Here is a 20,742-nt window from a genome sequence, read left to right as displayed (position 1 = left end):
TAAAGAGCTGTCCGACAGGTTTTCGTACTGCAACAAGTACAAACACAGCCTGAAAGTAGGGTAGTGGCAAAAAACTGTTCTTTGTTTAAGTTCAGGGCAGCTACTACAGTAATCGGTGAATAGAATTGTTGCCGTACAAGTGAGTGACACAACCGGGGTTGAGAATAGCGATGCAGTCCGTCCCAAAAAAAGTACTGCGTTATACCGTTTACATGGCGGATGATATATTTCATCTCGTTTGCCGCAATGATGCTTTTAAATTGCTTTTACTTTGCGCATCATTTTTACAGATATGGCAAACAAGAAACAGGCTGCAATGGGTTTTATTTTTATTACCCTGCTTATTGATATTACCGGGCTGGGCATTATAGTGCCGGTAATGCCGCGGCTGATAAGCAACCTTGTGCATGGCAACCTTAGCGTGGCATCGGAATATAACGGCCTGCTTACTTTCGCTTATGCCATTATGCAGTTTTTGTTTGCACCTGTATTAGGTAACCTTAGCGACAGGTACGGGCGGCGGCCGGTATTGCTGTTATCACTGCTGGGCTTTGGTATAGATTATATTTTCCTGGCTTTTGCCCCCAGTATCGGGTGGCTGTTCCTGGGCCGGGTAATTGCCGGTATTACCGGGGCCAGCTTTACCACCGCCACCGCTTACATTGCAGATATAAGCACACCTGAAAAAAGAGCGCAGAACTTTGGCCTTGTTGGCGCCGCCTTTGGCCTTGGCTTTATATTGGGGCCGGTACTGGGCGGCCAATTGGTACAGTTTGGCGCCAAAGTTCCTTTTTTGGCGGCAGCGGGCCTGGCACTGCTTAACTGCCTGTACGGTTACTTTGTTTTGCCGGAATCGCTGGATAAAGCCCACCGCCGCAAGTTTGAATGGAAAAGGGCTAACCCGTTGGGTTCGCTGGTGCTGCTGCGCAAATATTCCGCAGTGGCGGGGTTGGTGGCTTCGTTAACACTGGTGTATATAGCCGGCCACTCCGTGCAAAGCACCTGGACGTACTACAACATGGAAAAATTTAACTGGACAGAAGCTAAAGTAGGGTACTCACTTGGCTTTATAGGGCTGGTAGTGGCATTGGTACAGGGCGGCCTTATAAGGGTTATTATACCGAGGTTGGGGCAGGAGCGCAGCGTTTATACCGGCCTGCTGTTGTACAGCATCGGCTTTTTACTGTTTGCTTTTGCCACACAGGGCTGGATGATGTTTGCTTTTATGGTGCCTTATGCACTGGGCGGCATAGCCGGGCCTTCTATACAGGGCATTATATCTTCCAACGTGCCTGCCAACGAACAGGGAGAGTTACAGGGCGCCTTAACCAGCCTGATGAGTGCAACTGCTATTATAGGTCCGCCGTTGATGACGTTTTTGTTTGCCCATTTTACCAAAGCCGGTGCGCCGCTGCTTTTTCCGGGAGCGCCTTTTTTAATGGCATCAGTACTAACATTTGCCAGTACTGTTATGGCTATCCGGAATTTTAGAAAGAGAGGCGTGTTGGCTGTAAAAAAAGCGTAGGCAGCCGCAGGTATAAAGTAACGTGAGTCTTGGGTGTCGCAACTGCCTGTGTTGAGTAACACTATTTTTACTTTTTTGTCCCCGTAACAAGTCCGGGACAGGCTTGACAAAAAAAAGTAACAAAAAAAGTCAAGGAAGAAACGATATACAGCACGTTTCTTCCCTTCGCCCTGATTAAGCTTTTGTACTACTGTGATTTCAGCAGTAGAATGTTCTGGTACAGGGCATACCAAACTTGAAAATGAATGATCTTGTCTGATTTTATTTGTATATATCTGATTATCAGTATAATAGATACAACCTCATGTTAAAGTAAAAAGGAGGCCTGTCTGTACAGACTGCCTCCTTTTTTATGATTGCCCGCTAAAGCTGTGTTAATGGCCGGTTTGCTTTATCACTTTAATCCTTTCATTCCTTCCCGGCAACCCATACACTTCAACAAAATACACCCCGCCTTTAAGCGATGAGCCGTTAAGGCCAAGCTTTTGCTGCCACCTGCCTTTTGCCACTGTACCGAAACCACGGCGGTAAACCGGTTTTCCGGATGCATCGTAAACAGCCACATCTAATTTAGGTACCTGTTTATCCAGTTGCAGGGTAACTATTATATCATCAGCAAAGGGATTGGGGAAAACGCTGGCCGTAATGGATTTTTCGCCGGCGCCTTTTCTTTCATTTACAACTTTAGCTGCCGCTATAACCGGCGCCCCGTTGCTGATTTCCCTTGCGGATGTGCTGTTGGTGAATGCATCATCCGGTATAGCTACAAAGCTGGTAGTTCCCGGTTTCTTCCAGTAGGCGAACATCGTCATGCCGCCCGTTGCATTAAAGTAAGTAATGGCAATGGGGTATATACCTGCGGAAAGTGTAACAGTGCCATCGCTGGTTATGCCGCCATGCAGCCCGTCATTATTTACCAATGCTGCAGCAGCGTGGTTATAGGGCGAGCCGGTGCCGTTTAATGCCCCCAGGTACAGCTTGCTGCCATCGTCTGACTTAGTGCGGAAGCTGTAGCTGCCGGCCGTGGTTATTTTGATAAAGCCCTCCCAAAGAAAACCAATGCTGGCATCCTGTGTTCTGGGCGACAGGCTTACGTTTGGCACATTGCCTGTTTTAACGGGTGTAAGCTTGCTGAAATCCGGCAAGACTGTCCACAAACCCTGGTAATATTTGTAAGTAAGGCCGGTTTGCGGGGTTGACTGGGAAAGTGTTTTTACCGTTACCTGGCTGGTGCTGGCAGAAAAGTTATTGGCTGCATCTTTGGCTTTTACTGTAAACGTGTAGGTAGTACCGGCCTTTAAACCACTAACGGCGTATTGCAGAGAAGTGGTGGCGCCTATGCTTATGTCATCCTGGTACACCTGGTAGCCGGTAACGCCAACATTATCCGTTGAGGCCGCCCAGGCCAACGTAGCTGATGTTTGGGTTATGCCACTGGCTTTTAACCCCGCCGGGGCTGTGGGTTTCTCCGTATCCGTTGTAGATGGCAGCAATGTCTTAACAGTAACAGGGCTGCTGCTGGCAGAATAATTTCCCGCAGCATCCCTGGCCTTAACGGTAAGCGTATAGGTTTGTCCTGCTAAAAGGCTGGTAAGGTTGCATTGCAGTGCGGTTGTACTGTAATAAGCCACTCCATCTTTATACACCTGGTAGCCGGTAACGCCAACATTGTCTGTTGATGCGCTCCATGTTATGATAGCCGATATTTGAGTAATGCTTTTTGCAATCAGCCCGGCAGGTGCTGTAGGCGCCTGTGTATCTGTATCAGACGGCGTAGCTACGGTGGCAATATTAGATGCCGCGGATGCGCCGGTGGTATTTACGGCCCTTAATTTATAAGAATAACTGGTTTTGGCTGCAAGACCTGTATTGGTATAGGTAACAGCATTAGCGGCGGTTATGGCGATAAGTGTGTATGGCCCCGCGGATGATGTTGCCCGGTAAATTTCGTAATTGGTTTCGTTGTAAGCTGGGCTGGCTTTATCAACCCACGACAGCTTAACCGATGTGGAAGAAAGCGCTGTTGCTGTAAGGCTGCCGGCCGGGTCAGGTTTGTTGGCACCATTCGCGTCAATAACAGAGAACGCCGCTGAACTTACCGCTGCGGAAGCCGTTGTTTGTTTTACCTGCACAATATAGTTGCCTGCGCTGCCCGCATTGAACGTATTGCCGGTACCTAACACCGTGCTGCTGCCGGATTTGAGCCATGCGTAAGAAGCATAGCCAGGCTGGGCAGCCAGGGTAACATAAGTTTTACCGTCCAGTGCAGGTATTACTTTGCTCATTAAACCGGATACAGAAATTACCGGCGTAACGGTACCCTTTGTTTTTATCTCAACAGGCGTTGGCGACCAATCGGACCACAGCGTACCATCCTTAATACGGCAACTGTATTTGCCTGAAGATGTAGCCGTTATCTGGTTGCCTGTAGCACCAGCTATCAAAACATCATTTTTCCGCCATTCATAAGCTGTAAAGCCGGGAGAAACGCCAACGGTGACATTAATGGTTTCTCCGGCATTAAATTCAGTTTTACCATATAATGCCCAGGGATTTGATTTGTAAGCCCGCTTTAAAAAAGGAAAATAATCAGGTTCTGCCCAGGCCTGGTTCCAGGCACTGTGGCCTACAGTAGGGTAAACAGATAATTTATAGTTGGCGCCGGCATTTAAAATGCCGGTGGCTAATTGTTGCGTATAGCCGGGCGACGGCGCCTTGTCCAACCCGCCCTGAAATTGCCATACAGGGGTAAATTTAAACTGGTTAACACCATCAACATAGTTGCCATTGGTATTACTGATGGGTAAAACGCAGGCCGCTGTTTTAAGAAAGGATAACATAAAATTCCAGGTAGCGCCGCCTCCTGCCGAAAGGCCATCTACATAAATACGCCATCTATCTGCCTTTACCTGCGGAACCAGGTAATTAAGTATAAACTCATTCATAATGGTTACCTGCTGGCCCCAGCCTTCATAAATACTTTGGGGATAAACCAGAAAACCATCAAAAGTGCCATTGTCAACAGCATTCATGTGTATCTGTGCACCAAGCTTAAGCTGGTATTCGTTGTCGTAAATGGTTCCCTTTTCTCCTTTACCGTGAAAGAAAAGGTAAACAGGATATTTTTTTCCGTCATTTACATTGTGCTGGTATGTTTTGGGAAACTTTAAACGAAACGCGACGCCCTTATAGAAATAACATTTGTAAGAGGAGGTGTTCCAGGTCATCCGGTTGGTTTTAACCCATTTTACCAATGTGCCAGACGGTGGTATGGTTGGCGGTTTGGCAGCATTGTATACAACTACGGGATCGGCGGGATCAAGTACGCCGGTTTGTGCTGATGCCGGCAAATAAATGCATACAACAGCCAGCAATAGCAAGAGCTTTGCAACTTTAACGGGGGAGTTCATAATTGATTGGTTTAAAAAGCTTACATGTTTTCAAGGCCGCGGTATGCCCATAGTTTCGCCGGCACACAGCAGCGGCACGCTTTTACAGCATGCGCAGGTATGGCATTTTGTTTAAAATATAATTGTTACCTGTTTGATAAGAAGCAGGGGGTTGTGGAAACTAAAGCGCTTTATATGATGTTAGTTTTGGATAGGAAGGTTGGATGGGAAATTTTTTTCTCACTTCAGCTAAGTTCGTTTGAGGAAGCAAATATCATTCCAGAGAGGTGGTGTAAGCTTTTGGAAACGGATTAAATTTTTGAGGTTACCGCAACAATGTAAACAGGGCAGATTAAGAGTTGGGCGCCGAAATTTTTTGGGGGTGCCCCCAAGCTATCGCCAGGGGTCGGGCTTTCCGCTATTACTCCGCCACAAAGCCGGGCTGCGAAGGCTTCAGCGGGGTATCCGCTTCAATCCCTCACCCGAGAGACAGTTGCCGGTTACCGGTAGCTGGTTACCGGTCTGTTGAAGCTTATGTTGCTTTTTTTGCCTAAAGCTCCGTAGGTGCGATATATTAGGAGCAGGTAAAAGCCAGCAGAAATGGAGCCCCGTAGCGCAATGTCATTAAGTTAAGCATTAAGAAAACATACCAGCAAAATAGCCATCAATAAAAGCCTGAAAGGCTTTACTAACAATAGCCCCGGTTGCAAACCGGGGGTAGCTTTCGCATTCAACCCTGTAAGGGTTGCCGGATGATTGATTCTTTAACCCCGGGTGAAACCCGGGGCTATTATAATTTATGCCCTTCGGGTAAGGACGAAAATTGTTGATTTTCTTAACTTAATAGACATTACCTGTAGCGGGCGGATATTTATAGCCTCTTGCCGCAAAGCCGGTTAAAGGTGGCCGGTCTGTTGATGAGTGACTTGCCTATTAGGTTTTGGATTCATAATGTGTAAGGGGGAAATACTCAACGATGCCACTACAAGCCATCTCAATGCTTTGCGGCTGCGGAATAGCAAATTTGCTGAAGCGGCAGAGCCGCTAACATTGAACAAAGGTTGCTGGTCTTTAACCCGGCTGCAAAAAAAGCAGCGTGTTACACTTTGCGCCAGGGATTGAAGCGGATACCCCGCTGAAGCCATGGCAGCCCGGCCTTGTGGCGGAGTATGAGCGGAAAGCCCGGTGCCTTTGGCAGGCGCCCTGGTTATTGTGTTTTGTAAATAAACATGGCGGGCAATTTTGCCCGCCATGTTTATAATTGGAGATTACCGGTTATCGTTTGATGAGCTTAATAACCGCAGGCTGCCCCGGCAAACCAAGCACCTTTATAAAGTAAAGGCCCTGCTTAACCGGCCTTCCGCTTAAGCCGAGTTTTTGCTGCCACAAGCCCTTGGGCAAATTGCCAAAACTGCGTTGATAAATAATCCTGCCCGTTGCGTCAAACACGTTTACGTCAAGTTTTTCAACTGGCTGTTGCAGGTTAAGTTTCAGCAGCACATCGTCTGTGAACGGATTGGGGAAGGCGGTAGCAGTGGCTTTGGCATTGCCGGCATCCGCTGGTTGTGTGTTTGCCGTTTTAGCCGTAACAGCCTGCTTGTTTTTGGGGCGGTTGGTGGTGTTTATTTTCCTGGCTGCCCCTTGCCCGGTATCCGGCATTAAACGCCCCTGGAATTGCAGGCTGTTTAAATATCCAAAGCCGCCGGCGTTGATGTTGTACATGGTAATAAGAACGCTGCCGTTTTCATCCGCCGCTATATCGTTAAACTGTGCCACGTTGCTTGTGTTATTGGCGGCATTGAGCGTTATTACCTGGTTGCCTATTTTATAGGCGGTTACAACACCCACGGCTGGATTAACCCTGCTGCCAAGCAGCATAAAATTATACAGGTAAGCTGGGCTAAGCCCTGTAATGCGAAACTGTGCCGTATCGCCATAATTTGTATAGAAGAACGATTTGAGTACATTGTCAGGCACAATGCCGGAGTTGTTGCCGGTTGTAGTTCCAAACACATTAAAGCCGCTGAAATTACGCACCATTTCAAAATTGGTACCTGTGTTTTCATTCTGGTCGTTGATGAGATTTTCCAATACAAAGGTTTCATCCACCAGTGCGTTGGTATTGTTCCAGCCGCCTGATTGCGCCGGGCCGTTTACAGAGCCATCATTCAGGTTAATATTTACCATAAAGGCGATGGTAGAGCCTTCTGCTATGTTGCTGTACTCTGAGAAGCCACCGCTGATAATGGCCCTTACTTTATAATAGAACGTGCTGTTGGCTGTAAGGCCGGTGTTGGTATAAGTGTTTGTATTGGCCGCCACATTAGCAAGCAGTGAATAAGTGCCATTGGGTGATGTTGACCGCCAAACCTGGTACCCGTTGTTGGAAGGTGTGCCTGTCCAGTTAAGCCTTATTTTGTCCTTAGCAATACCGGTGGCGGTTAAGTTGGCAGGTGCATCGGGCAAAGTAGCTATGGCATAGCTGCGTATTTCCACCGCGCCGAGATAAGCGAAAGGCGAGCCATTGGCAGCCGCAACACTTATTTCAATTTGCCCGCCGGCATCTGGCACCAGGTTATTGATGACAGCCAGGTTGCTGCTGTTGTTGGTAGCATTAAGCTGTACGGTTTGCCCGCCAGCCGTATAACTGGTGATGAGCGGATCGCTGTAATTGGCCCTGCTGGCAAAAAATGCCAGGCTGTATTTATAGGCAGATGAAAGGCCGCTGACCCGTATAGTACGTGCCGTTGGAGAAGACTGGTAGTAGAAAGACCTGATAACATTATCCGGGTAAACACCGCTGTTATTGCCGGTAACCACACCGTTGGTATTAAAGCCAGTCCATGCATCGGCCAGCGAGATATTTACATTGGTGCTGTTGGTAAACTCATCCTGTAAGCTGGCCAGCGTAAACGGCGCTGATGGCGCCCTGCTGGTGTTGTTCCATGGCGCCGGGCTGGCAAAGTCAGGCGATGGGTTGAAATTAACGTAGATGCTGTGGTAAGCTTTTACATTGAGCGACAAAGGCAGGGTAGAAACAGCCGACTTATTGTCTGCCGCAGTTATGGTAATACCATTGAAAATACCGGTAGTACTGCCTGGTTCTACATGAAGGGTACCTGTGCCGTTGCCATTGTCAACAAAGCTGGCAAAAGAAGGCAGCCCGGTTATGCTAAGGGTAATTACATCACCCGGGGCATCGGTTGCTGTAATGGGTACATCCATCACTTCATTGGCCCGTAACCTGACAGCGCCAGGATTTGAGATTACAGGCGCCGCGTTATCGGTTATGATAGAAACAGTATCGCTATAAGCGCCACCGCCGGCATTAACCGCCCTTACCGCGTAATAGTACACGGGGCCAGGTGTAAAGGCGGAATCTATATACTGTGTAAGATTAGGCATGTTGCTGCCCGGGTTAAGCAAAGTGTAGGCCCCATTGCGGATGGTGGCACGGTATACTTCGTAGCCTGATTCGTTATCGGCGGAATCCACCCAGTTAAGGTTTACTTTTCCGTTCAACAGTATTGCTGCAAGGTTGTGTGGTTTTGCCGGAGGTGCAACGGCATCCATTGTACCAGTGATAACCAGGGCGGCAATGTAACCAAGGTCCTGGGTGGTATTGCCCTTTACATCAAGCGTAAGGGAACCATCTGGCTGAGGTTGGATATTGCTGAAAGAAACTGTGCTTTGCGAGTTATTATTTGTGTTAAGTGTAAGTGTTTGGCCCGCCATTGTGTAAGCGGCTACTGCCTGATTGATGGGGTTTACCCTGCTGCCCATCATGGTGAAATTGTAACGGGTTGCGGGGTTAAGCCCAAAGATGCGCATGGTTTGTTTGGTAGCGTTGGCAAAGTAATTAGAACGGATAACCGCATCAGGATATATACCTGAATTATTACCTGTGTTTACACCGCCGTTGTTTACGCCGCTGCCGCCAAGGTTTTGCCAGGGTGTAATTATTTCAATTGATATAGTAGTGGCTACCCCGTTTTCGTTAAGGAAGGGGCCGAATATGTCGTTTTGTACCGGGTTTTTGTTGGTGTTGTTCCAGGGTTGGGCCGCTTTAATAGTGCCATTGTTAAAGCTGATGTAAACGGGCACTATGTTAGCGCCGGCAGGTGCACCGGGTGTGGTGGCAAATACTTCAGTTGAAATATTGCTGCCGGATGCCGCCGCGTTAATTTCAGCAGGCGATAAAGCCCAGTTGTATATTCCAAAATTATCCAGCCAGCCGCTATACAGGGCTGTGGTAATATTCAGCGCATTGGAACTGGCAGACCCTGCTATCCTGGATGTGTTGGCTGTGCTGCCTACTGATGAAAACGGAAGACTGTTGTTTTCCGCCGCCAGTGTGCCGTTGATATATAACTTAAGTGTATTGGCTTTATACACCAAAGCAATGAAAGACCAATCGCTGCTGCTGTAAGCGGCGGTAATACTTGCCGCAGCATTGGCGCTTGCAATACCTGCCACCAGGTTATTATTGTCTAAAACCAGGGCAAGGCCATTATCTGCCCCGCCGAGATCGGCAATTATGCGGTTACCTGTGTTATTGAAAGACTTCATCCAGAAAGCCACTGTTCTTTCTGCAAAGCCGGTATTTAAAGAGTTGCCGGATGTGCCGATAGTAGCATACTGGCTGCCTGTACCGCTGAACTTAACAGCGTGGGTGCCTTCCATTTTGTTAACATCATCAAACGTTACACCTGTGCCGGGTACAAGTGTGCGGTTGTTTAAGCTGGAATCGCTGTAGTTGTTGTTGAATTTCCATAAGGATTCTGTTGTTTTCAGGCTAAACTCAGATTCGCCGAATTCTCCCAGAGCCCTTATTTTATAGAAATATGTAGTGGCTGGTGAAACGGTGTTATCTATGAATGAAGTAGCGTTTGCAGCAGTTGTTGTAATAGCCACATAATTGGTTGAACCGCCGGTAGCACGCCATATTTCAAACCCTGTTTCGTTGTTGCTGTTGTCTGCCCAGCTAAGGTTAACCTTGTCGTAAGCCGAGGCAGTAGCGGTAAGTTGGGATGGCGCCACCGGTGCCGCGCCGGAAAGTGCATCTTTTTCTACAAAAACACTATCCGGAATGGTTACAAAAGTGCTTGTGCCGGGCAGCTTCCACGATACAGCAATAGATTGGCCACCTGTGGTTTCAAAATAAGAAACAGCAAAGGGATAGGTACCTGCCGACAGGTTAATTGTGCCGTCACGGCTTTGCGGCCCATGTACCCCATCGTTGTTTACGAGTGCCGTTGCGGTGTGAAGATAAGGAGAGCCTGTACCGTTTAAAGCACCAAGGTAAAGTTTGCTGCCCGCATCTGAATTGGTACGGAAGGTATAAGACCCTGGTGTTGTAATGGTGATATAGCCCTCCCACACAAAGCCAAAATTGTCGTCTTTCAGCCGTGGAGTAATATCCACATTGGAAGTCATGCCCGTTTCAACAGGGGTTTTCGCCCTAAAGTCCGGGAGGCTTGTCCAGGAATCCTGGTAATACCTGTATATAAGCCCTTTTTGTACGGTTTGAGCCCGCACCTGGTTACTGAAAGGAGAATAATTTCCTGCCATGTCTTTCGCTCTTACTTTAAAGCTATAAAGGCTTTGCGGTGCAAGGTTATATATGGTAATCTGGGGTTCGGGGGTGGTGTAAAGCTTTTTACCATTGACAAATACGTCATACGCGGTAACAGCAACATCATCTTCTGAGTCCATCCAGCTTAATGCCACGGAGTATCTTGTATTGCCGCTTACAGTAAGGTTGGCTGGTGTTGTTGGCGGCTGTATATCGGCCTGGGTGGTAGCATTAATGGGGCCAACACCATCAGAAGCTGCCGTATTATTTATCGCCCTTATTTTATAAAAGTACGCGGTGTTGGATGTTAGGCCTGAATGTGTATAAGTAAGCACATTGGCATCGGTAACCGCAACCAACTTGTAAGGGCCGTTTAAAGCAGGTGCACTGAATATTTCAAACCCTGTTTCATCATTAACCGGAGAAGCTGTATTGTTCCAGTTTAAACGTATGGCGGTTTTGGACAGAACGGTGGCGGTAAAATCAAAAGGCGCATCTGGCTTGTTGGGCCCGTTGGCATCTACAACTGTAAAAGGTGCGGTAAACACGCTGGAGCAGCCAAATTGTTCCGTGATGCGTACCCGGTAATCTCCCGGGGCTGTTACATTATATGTATTGTTTGTGCCAAGAGTGGTAGTACTGCCCACCCTTTGCCATGCGTAAGATGTATACTCTGCGGGTATGCCAATGGTAACGCCTGTACTGCCATCCAGCGAAGGTATAACCCGGCTTGCCATGCCTTGTACGGTTATAACGGGTAGTACGGTTTCTGTTTTGATCTTAATATCAACAGGTATGGGCGACCAGTCAGACCATTCCGTACCGTCTTTAATGCGGCAGGAATACTTGCCAATAGAGGTAACCGTAATCTGGTTGCCGGTAGCGCCTGAAATAGGTACATCGTCCTTTCTCCACTCATAAGCGGTAAAACCAGGCGTAACGCCCACGGTTACATTAATGCTGGTGCCGGGGCAAAATTCAGTTCTGCCCCCCAAAGCCCAGGGGTTCGATTTATAAACCCTGTTAAGGAAGGGATAAAAGTCCGGTTCCCGCCAGGAAGGGTACCATACGCTATGGCCCATATCCGGGTACACGGTAAGTTTATGATTACCGCCGGCATTAAGTATGTTATTGCGAAGATTTTGCGTTGTAGCAAGCGTGGGCGCTTTATCTATTTCTCCCTGGAATTGCCATATAGGCGTAAACTTATACTGCTGTAAATTAGTGGTGTAAGAAGGGTCTGCATCGCTGATGGGAAGTGCTGCGGCAACCGTCTTTACATTGTTGATGAGAAAACTCCACGTAGCTGCGCCACCCGCCGAAAGACCGTTTGCTATTACCCTCCACCTGTCTGCCTTTACCTGTGGAACAAGGTAGTTAAGGATAAACTCGCTCATATAAGTCAGTTGAGAGCCCCAACCATCATTTTGGTTTTGAGGGTAGAGCAGAAACCCATCAAATTTTCCCGCATCTACGGCATTCATGTGGTTTTGGCCTCCATGGTACAATTGGTACTCATTATCGTAAATAGTCCCTTTTTCTCCACGGCCATGAAAGAAAATGTAAACAGGATATTTCTTGCCGTCATTCACATTGTGCTGGTAAGATTTTGGAAACCTAAGCCTGAAAGCAACGCCTTTGTAGAAGTAACACTTAAATGAAGAAGTATTCCAGCTAAGCCGGTTTGTTTTTACCCATTTTTTCAACGTGCCAAAAGCTGGTACAGAAGGTGGGCTGGCCGGGTTATAAACTTCTATAGGGTCGTTTGGGTCTAATACCCCTGTTTGTGCCTTTGCAGGCTTAATGAGAGCGCATACAATAAGCAACAGGAAAAACGCAGGTTTAGTAAAAATTTTCATGTTCAAGTGTTAATAGGTTATCACAAGCCGCGGATTATACCAGCAGCAGAAAAGGCATTTGTGGACGAACAATGGATTTTAATGCAACATTGTTAAAGCGGTAGAGCTACAATACTACACAGCAGTGTTTGTTCAATAACATGGGTTCTGAATCTGAAGGACTGATATGCCGGGTGACGGCTTACCTAGGAAAGTTGGATAGATGCGTATAAAATGTACTTACAAAATAAAGCTTTTTCATGCTATATGCAAGTGTTACTGGCAAATGTTGTCCTTAAATTCCACTGAAATAGCTATTAAATTTTTAGTTTTTTATGCTAAAACAAACCATGTGAACAATTGCCGCTTTTATCAATGCTTCACCATTTTTTCCCATTGTTTAACCTTGTATTTTTAAAATGACTGATTATGCGCAGAATTACCTGCAGTGTTGGTTTTGCATTGTTATTTTGATGGATTGTTTAACCAGGCAGCATGTTGCAACAACATGTACTTGTTACAGGTAGTGTAACCCTAAGCAAGACTGTTACATTCCTGGCTATTGGTATTTTTCAACGAAAGGATTGAAGAAGAATAAAGCAGTTGCGAGGGAGTGATAAACTGCCTGTATCCATAAAAGAATACATCAAAAAGAAAGCCGGAATTTTAACAATACAAAAAAAAGAAGCCATGCAACGCATGGCTTCTTTTTTATTCAGCAAAAAATGAACCTATTCTTCTTGCTTCCTGGGCTTGTATAATTCTTTAAATTCAGGGTGCGCATCGCCCCTGTGGCAAGTGATACAGCCTACAACCCGTATGGTATCAGGTTTGTTGGAACCGCTAAAATTAAAGTAGTCTTTATTAATCCCCATTGTCATTTTTATCATGTGGCGGGTAATATCTTTTTCATGCTTTTCATCGCTGGCAAAATCCAGTTTCTGTGGATTTTCTTTCTGGGGTGCATGGCAAAAATTACACTTAACGCCCAATGCATCACTATATTCTTCCATTAATATTTTAAGGCTGTCGTGTGTAATATCCGCTGGCAAAACTTTCAGGTTTTTATAACCATGCCCTTGCTTGTGGGGGTAATTGAATGCCACGCCGGTTACAATAATGGCTGCTACGGCCAGTAATACAAGCAGTTTTCTCTTGTGGTGGAGAATCATAAGGATGTTTTAAAGATGTTAGTGTAAAGTGTTACATGGTAAATATAAAAAAAGAGCCTTATACTAAGGCTCTTGCTGTAAAAAAAGTTTTAATGACGTTTAATTATTGGCTGCTTCTTCTTTAAAGCTGTTGTATTTTGCTTTGCTGGCTTCAATCAGTTTTAGCACTTTGGCTCGTACATCTTCTTTAAGGCCATCTACTTCATTTTCAAAAACTGATTTTAGCTCGTCCAGGTCTTCAGTAGCCTGGCCACGCAGGCGGCGTATTTTTTTCTTTAACTGGTCTGCTGAGCTGGCTATTTTCTGGCGTGTTTCCGCACCAGACGCCGGAGCAAGCAATAAACCCACAACAGCGCCTGCTACTAATCCTGATATGGTTCCTATTAATACCTGTTTTGCACTCATGGCATTTTATTTTAAAGGTTATACAATAATGTTTTTATGAATTGTTCAATAACCTTGCCAGATAAAAAGCTGGCAGGATTTACATTATTGGCCTTAGTATAAACGGCAGTTAAGCAATAGGAGATTTGAAAGTAAGCATTTTGCCCGTAAAAAAGGCATGATTTTATAAAGTACCCACTTTATTCATTTGCCGTGCTTAATTGTCAGCAAAGGCTTTTTTAATACCAGCGACAGTTTTTTATGGCGGCTTTAGTTGCGTCGCAATCCTTTCATCGTTCGGTTCAGTGGGCAGCTTTTCAGACCCAGGTAGGTCGGTGCGTGAAGACACGCACCGGGGAAGATCGGGGAATATCGAACAAGGAACAAGGAATGAAGAATGCCGAACGAAATCCCCCCCACTCACCATTCACGAAAAAAATATCAAGCAAGAAACAAGGAATGAAGAATGCCGAACAAAATTCACGATTCACCACTCACCATTCACGAATTATCCCACATCTGCCGGATAAATTACTCCTGCCTTTTTACGCACGGCATCAAGCAGCTCCATCAGGTCAAGCGTATCTTTAAAAGAAACCACAGGGCTTTCAGTTAAACCTTTTAACAGGCAGTCGTTTACATGCCTTGCTTCGTATTGATAGCCAAAGCCTGGTTCTTTATCTACATTAATTATTTGCCTGCTGTCAACCCTGTCCGGATAATATTCTATAGTAGTGCCCGGTTCATAGAAACGGGTGGCAAGCCTTATACGGCCGGCAGTGCCACATATATCCGCTTCGGTAGCCAGGTTGGACGCAAAAGAAGAGAACAACTGTGCCACGGCGCCGCTATTATATTTAAAAAGAACAGCGCATTGTTCATCCACGCCCGTTGGCGCAGGCGTCATTGTTGCTTCAATGGCGTCTGGTTTGCCCAGCACGCTCATGGCAATAAAAATATTGTAAATGCCAATGTCCATAATAGTTCCACCACCAAGTGCAGGATCGAACATACGGGCCGGGGTGGGCACAGGGGGAACAAAACCAAAATTTACCAATACGCTCTTTATTTCCCCCAGTTTTCCCTCTTTCAGCATTTGTTGAACCTTCTGGTAGTGCGGCAAAAACTTTGTCCACAAAGCTTCCATCAAAAAAGTGTTTTTCTCTTTTGCCAACGCTATCATTTCCCTTGTTTGCCGGGTATTCATGGCAAATGGTTTTTCGCATAAAACTGCTTTGCCATGCCGCAGGCAAAGCATAGTGTTTTCGTAATGCAGGTTATGCGGTGTGGCTATGTATATAACATCTACTTCGCTGTTTTGTGCCAGCGCTTCATAGCTGTCATGCAGAAAATCAACCGGAAATTCTTTGGCAAATTCTTTTGCGCTTTCCATGCTTCTTGAACCCGCCGCTACCAGCTTTACATTGGTTACATACTGTAAGTCTGACGCGAATTTTTTTGCTATGCGGCCTGTGCCTAATATGCCCCACCGTATAATTTGTGACATAGGTTATGTTGATTAAATGAATGATATAAAAAATTGTCTGTAAGGGTCTGAAAAGTTGCCCAATGAACCGAACGATGAAAGGATTGCGACGCAACAGGCGATGCCATGAAATGCCACAGCCGGTATCATAATGCTGTTCAATTGTTCGATGTTCAATTGTTCAATGTTTAAAGCTGGCAGGTTACTACATCAATTGTTGGGGAAAAACAAAGCCTTTAATTCATTGGCATCATCGGGCTTCATTTTACCACCCAGTATAAGCCTTACCTGGCGCCTGCGCAGGGCGCCTTCGTACATTCTTTGTTCTTCTTCTGTTTCGGCTATAATAGGTGGTACAATTTTAGGCTTGTTGTTACTGTCCAGCGCCACGAAGGTAAAATATGCTTCATTGCTTTCATAAGAGTATTGGTGCAGCGAATCTTCGCCCCATACCTTGATGTGAATTTCCATAGATGTGTTAAAGGCACGGGTAACTTTAGCTTCAATATGCACTACGTTGCCCAGCTTTATAGGGTTCTTAAAACTAAGGTTGTCAACGCTGGCCGTCATGCTGGGCGAGTTGCAATGTTTACCCGATGCCATAGCAGCCGCTATGTCCATCCAGTACATTAGCCTGCCGCCCATAAGGTTACCAAATACATTGGTGTCGTTGGGCAGCACCAGTTCGTTCATTACTGTAAAACTTTCCGAAGCTTTTTTGCCTTCCATCTTTAAAATTTAGAACGCAAAGATAGGGGAAGCGGTATGCCGCATAAGGCAAAGGCCCGGTTAGTGATGATTTAATGTTTCAAGAAAATTTTCAGCAATTTCCATATAGGTTTCGCGTTTGGCTGCCGTCATACGGTCAAGCGTTTTAAGTAAAACGGCCAGGCGGGGGTTGGTTTCAAAAAAGCTTCTGTGCACCATCATAAAACGCCAGAACAAAGCATCCCATACCTGGCACCAGGGGCCTTTCTTAAAATCACTCATTTTAAGAATGTAATTGCTGCCGCTTATGTAAGGTTTGGTTACCATAAGCCCGCCATCGGCAAACAAGGCCATGCCATACACATTGGGCACCATCACCCAGTCGTAAGAGTCAATGTACATTTCCATAAACCAGCGGTACACTTCATCCGGGTTAAACTCGCACAATAACATAAAATTGCCCATAATCATCAGGCGCTCTATATGGTGGCTGTAGCCTGTTTCCAGGGCTTTTGCAATAACATGGTCAACTGGGGCAATGCCTGTTTGGCCGGTCCACAGGCTATGCGGTATTGCCCTGTTGAAATGCCAGTAGTTTTTAGTGCGTTGTTTGCGGCCTTCCCGTTCGTAAACGGCCCGCACAAATTCCCGCCAGCCAACCAGTTGCCTTATAAAACCTTCCAGCGAGTTAAGCGGAACTTTATGCAGATGCGCAGCCTGTAATGTTTTTTCCAGCACCTGTTGCGGTACCAGCAGCCCCGTATTAAGCAGTGGAGAAAGCAGGCTGTGGTACAGTAAATGTTGGCCGCCAACAATGGCATCCTGGTATTTGCCAAATTTGGCAAGCCTGTTTTCAAGAAAGTCATCCAGCCATTTTTCAGCCTGCTCAAAAGTACAGGGATAGCCGCCGTTGCCCCTGGCGAAAGGAGGGCCGGCATTGCCGTAGTTTTTGCTGAAGTTGGCATTTACATAGTCACGGGCTTCTGTAACAAACTCATTTTCCATGGGTTTGTAATAGGTTGGCAGCACTTCATGTTTAGGAAACCGCGACCTGTTTTCACTGTCATAAGTCCATTTGCCGCCTTCCGGCTGTTTGCCGGCGCTCAACAGAAGGTTTTTTTGTTTGCGCTGCCAGGTGTAAAAATCTGTTTGAAAGTAGCTTTTGCGGTTATCAAAATAATCGTTCAGCTCATTCATGCCATTAAGAAAGCCAGGTGTTTGATACACATGAACAGTAATACCCAGTTTTTTGCACTGCTTGTGCAGGCGGCTGTGCAGCCAATCGTCGCATACCTCCGCAATGTGTATAACTGTAACACCTTTTTTGGAAAGAGACGTGATGAATTTTTGTATGTGGCTGCGTTGGTCTGCAGCGTTAATGTATTCTACATTATACCCTTTTTGCTGCAGCCATTGCGCATAAAACCGCATAGAGGAACGGTGCAATACCAGCTTTTGTTTATGAAAATGGTATTGATTAAAAAACAACCATTCTTCCAGCAGAATAACATGGTATTTTTTATCGAGGGCGGGATGCTGCCTGAATAGCTGGTGAGGAAATACAAGGCTAACCTGCATGCTTATTGTTTGCGGTAAGAACAAGGCAACCGGGCAAATGTTCGTGAAGCCTTTGAAATGCTACTGGTTTGCCATAGCCACAAGTTTGGTGGTGCATTACCGGGTTGCGAACGCAGTTCTGCCTGATTCATTAGTACGCCCATTAAAATTTTATGTGTCTCAACATCATGCACCGTTTTATGATTAAGAAAAGTTACATGACAGAAAATAATATATTTAAGATAACGGCAGGATATCAATAAATTTATCGGCAAACTTTAAGCAGCGTATATTTTATATAACCAAAGAGCAGGCAGGAGCGATATATGACAGAAAAAGGGCGATTATACCAGGCAGCCAACAACAAAAACTGGAAGAAATGGGGGCCATATATTTCTGAACGCCAATGGGGAACGGTGAGGGAAGATTACAGCCCCGGGGGTAACGCATGGAGCTATGTTAATCACGACCTTGCACGAAGCTACGCCTACCGGTGGGGAGAAGAAGCTATTGGCGGATTTTGTGATATTGACCAGGTACTGTGCCTGGCGCCGGTTTTCTGGAATGAGAAAGATCCTATTTTAAAAGAAAGGCTTTTTGGCCTTACCAACGACGAGGGCAACCACGGCGAAGATGTGAAAGAACTGTATTTTCACCTTGATTCTTCCCCCACACACTCTTACTGCAAATTTCTGTACAAATACCCGCAAAATGCTTTTCCTTACCTGCAACTGCTGCAGCAAAATAGAAAAGACCGGTTAAGCCCGGAGTACGAATTGCTGGATACAGACCTGTTTAAAGATAACCGCTACTTTGATTGTTATATTGAATACGCCAAGGGCGATATTAACGACATACTGATGCGGGTAACTGTGTATAACCGTGGCCCGGAAGATGCGGTAATACATGTTTTGCCGCACCTTTGGTTCCGCAATTTCTGGAAGCATAACTCCCGTTTCAGTAAACCGCAGATAGTATCTGTTTCTACCAATTGCCTGCAGGCAACATCAAGCCGCAATGGCAACTTCTTTTTCTATCACCATGGCGGCGAGCAGTTGTTTTGCGACAACGAAACCAACAACCGGCGCATGTATAACAGGGCCAACGATTATGCTTTTGTAAAAGACGGCATTAACAATTACGTAGTAAACAAAGAGAATACAGTTAACCCGGCCAAAGAAGGCACCAAAGCCGCTATATGGTTAAAAGAAAAAATACCAGCCGGGGGGCACAAAACTTTTACCGTAAGGTTAAGCAAAACTTATCTTGACGACCCGTGGGATAACTTTGATGCGATATTCACCAAAAGGCTGGCTGAAACCAACGAGTATTACAGCGATATCAGCCCGGCCCGTTTAAATGAAAAGCAACGTGCCTTGTTAAGAAGCTCATTAAGCGGCCTGTTGTGGACAAAGCAGTTTTACTACCTGGATGTTTTTAAGTGGCTTTTTGGAGAGCCGCAGGATACCCCGCCCTTCCGCCATTATAAAAGAAATTTCGACTGGCAGCACCTTACCTCCCGCAACATTATTTCCATGCCCGATAAGTGGGAATACCCCTGGTTTGCCGCCTGGGATCTCGCTTTTCATGCCGCTACTTTTGTGCATGTAGACGCCCACTTTGCCAAGCAGCAGCTATCATTGATACTGCGGGAATATTACATGCACCCTAACGGCCAGATACCCGCTTACGAGTGGAACTTCAGCGATGTTAACCCACCCGTACATGCCTGGGGTGTTTGGTACGTGTTTGAAGCCGATAAAAAGAAAACCGGTGTTGCCGATCTCGACTTTTTGGAAAGGGCTTTTCAAAAACTGCTGATGAACTTTACCTGGTGGGTAAACCAGAAAGACGCCAACGGCACCGATATTTTTGAAGGGGGCTTCCTAGGCCTGGATAACATCGGTGTGTTTGACAGGAACCACATGCCGCCCGGTATTAAAAAACTGCAACAGGCCGATGCCACCAGTTGGATGGCCATGTACGCCATAAATATGCTGCGCATATCGCTGGAGCTGGCACAACATAACCAGGCTTATGAGGAATCGGCCGCCAAATTTTTCCGGCACTTTTTAAACATAGGCTGGGCCATGCACCACATAGGTAAAAAAGATATCTCCCTGTGGGACGACCAGGATGCTTTTTACTACGATGCTATTCAGTTTGAAAACGGCGCCAGCCAGCGGTTACGCATACGTTCCCTGGTAGGTATTATTCCGTTGCTGGCGGTGGAAATTATGCATAGCAATGTGTTTGCGAACCTGCGGGAGTTTAACACCAGGCTGGAAGTGATAAGGCTTACACGGCCGGATTTAACCCGCATTATTTCGGATATTGACAAGAAGAACAAAGACGGTAACTACCTGTTTGCCATTATGGTGGGCGACAGGCTGGAGCACCTGTTGAAAAGGCTGCTGGATGAGGCGGAGTTTTTATCAGACTACGGCATACGTTCTCTCTCCAGGTGTTATAAGGATAGCCCTTACGTGTTTGGCTACCAGGGGCATGAGTACGTGATAAAATACGAGCCCGGCGATAGTTCCAGCTCCATGTTCGGCGGTAATTCTAACTGGCGCGGCCCCATTTGGCTGCCGCTGAATTATCTTATCATTAATGCCTTGCGTAAATATTATGTGTATTATGGAGATGCTTACACATTCGAGTTTCCTGCGGGCTCCGGCAACAAGCTTACTTTAAAACAAATTGCCAACCAGCTCACCAAAAGAATACTGAAAATTTTTGAGCGTAACAGCAATGGCCAATACCAGTACCATGCCAGCCACCACACCCAGTGGACGGAAGATCACTTTAAAGAACATCACTTGTTTTACGAGTTCTTTCACGGCGATAACGGCCAGGGCCTGGGTGCTTCCCATCAAACGGGGTGGACGGCTTTAATTGCCAACCTGTTAATAGAAATGGACGAAAGTTAACCTGCATAGCCTGTTATAAAACCCAGGCATTGTTATGCTTTGAGATAATTTTTTCAGGGGGTGCCCCCAAGCTACGCAAGGGGTCGGGCTTTCCGCTATTACTCCGGCACAACTCCCCGGCTGCGATGGCCTCACCGGGGTAACCGCTTCAATCCCTCACCCGGGAGACAGTTAC

Annotated in this window: 9 protein-coding genes; 2 read left to right on the top strand and 7 right to left on the bottom strand. The window is 46.3% G+C overall.

Annotated features, from left to right (window positions below):
* Nucleotides 1-292 precede the first annotated feature (292 nt).
* Nucleotides 293-1,525: a TCR/Tet family MFS transporter gene (locus F0364_RS06505; RefSeq protein WP_153796961.1), complete on the top strand. Its 1,233-nt coding sequence runs from the start codon at nucleotides 293-295 to the stop codon at nucleotides 1,523-1,525.
* A gap of 374 nt (nucleotides 1,526-1,899) precedes the next feature.
* Here the strand turns inward: F0364_RS06505 and F0364_RS06500 are convergent, their stop codons facing one another.
* From F0364_RS06500 to F0364_RS06470, 7 genes are all read right to left on the bottom strand, one after another.
* A complete protein-coding gene (locus tag F0364_RS06500; RefSeq protein ID WP_153796960.1) occupies nucleotides 1,900-4,935 on the bottom strand; it encodes a fibronectin type III domain-containing protein in 3,036 nt (1,011 codons plus the stop codon).
* A 1,254-nt stretch (nucleotides 4,936-6,189) separates the two neighbouring features.
* Nucleotides 6,190-12,348, bottom strand: a complete 6,159-nt coding sequence (locus F0364_RS06495) for a fibronectin type III domain-containing protein (RefSeq protein ID WP_153796959.1) — start codon at nucleotides 12,346-12,348, stop codon at nucleotides 6,190-6,192.
* Between the two features lie 710 nt (nucleotides 12,349-13,058).
* On the bottom strand, nucleotides 13,059-13,499 hold the full coding sequence (locus F0364_RS06490; protein ID WP_153796958.1) for a c-type cytochrome: 441 nt from the start codon (nucleotides 13,497-13,499) through the stop codon (nucleotides 13,059-13,061).
* Between the two features lie 99 nt (nucleotides 13,500-13,598).
* A complete protein-coding gene (locus F0364_RS06485; RefSeq protein WP_153796957.1) occupies nucleotides 13,599-13,904 on the bottom strand; it encodes a YtxH domain-containing protein in 306 nt (101 codons plus the stop codon).
* A gap of 487 nt (nucleotides 13,905-14,391) precedes the next feature.
* Complete coding sequence (locus tag F0364_RS06480; protein ID WP_153796956.1) at nucleotides 14,392-15,390, bottom strand: Gfo/Idh/MocA family protein; 999 nt, start codon at nucleotides 15,388-15,390, stop codon at nucleotides 14,392-14,394.
* Between the two features lie 189 nt (nucleotides 15,391-15,579).
* Nucleotides 15,580-16,098 carry an acyl-CoA thioesterase gene (locus F0364_RS06475; RefSeq protein ID WP_153796955.1) on the bottom strand — a complete coding sequence of 173 codons (519 nt, stop codon included), beginning with the start codon at nucleotides 16,096-16,098 and terminating at the stop codon, nucleotides 15,580-15,582.
* Between the two features lie 60 nt (nucleotides 16,099-16,158).
* A complete protein-coding gene (locus F0364_RS06470) occupies nucleotides 16,159-17,655 on the bottom strand; it encodes a cryptochrome/photolyase family protein (RefSeq protein WP_153796954.1) in 1,497 nt (498 codons plus the stop codon).
* A 305-nt stretch (nucleotides 17,656-17,960) separates the two neighbouring features.
* Here F0364_RS06470 and F0364_RS06465 point away from each other — a divergent pair, with 305 nt between their 5' ends.
* Nucleotides 17,961-20,567, top strand: coding sequence for an MGH1-like glycoside hydrolase domain-containing protein (locus F0364_RS06465; RefSeq protein ID WP_153796953.1), 2,607 nt, complete (start codon nucleotides 17,961-17,963; stop codon nucleotides 20,565-20,567).
* The last annotated feature ends 175 nt before the right edge of the window (nucleotides 20,568-20,742 follow it).

It is taken from the genome of Foetidibacter luteolus, assembly GCF_009650435.1.
Taxonomy (GTDB): Bacteria; Bacteroidota; Bacteroidia; order Chitinophagales; family Chitinophagaceae; genus Foetidibacter; species Foetidibacter luteolus.
The sequence above is the reverse complement of the archived record's forward strand: the minus strand, read 5'-3'. Positions and strand labels throughout refer to the sequence as shown.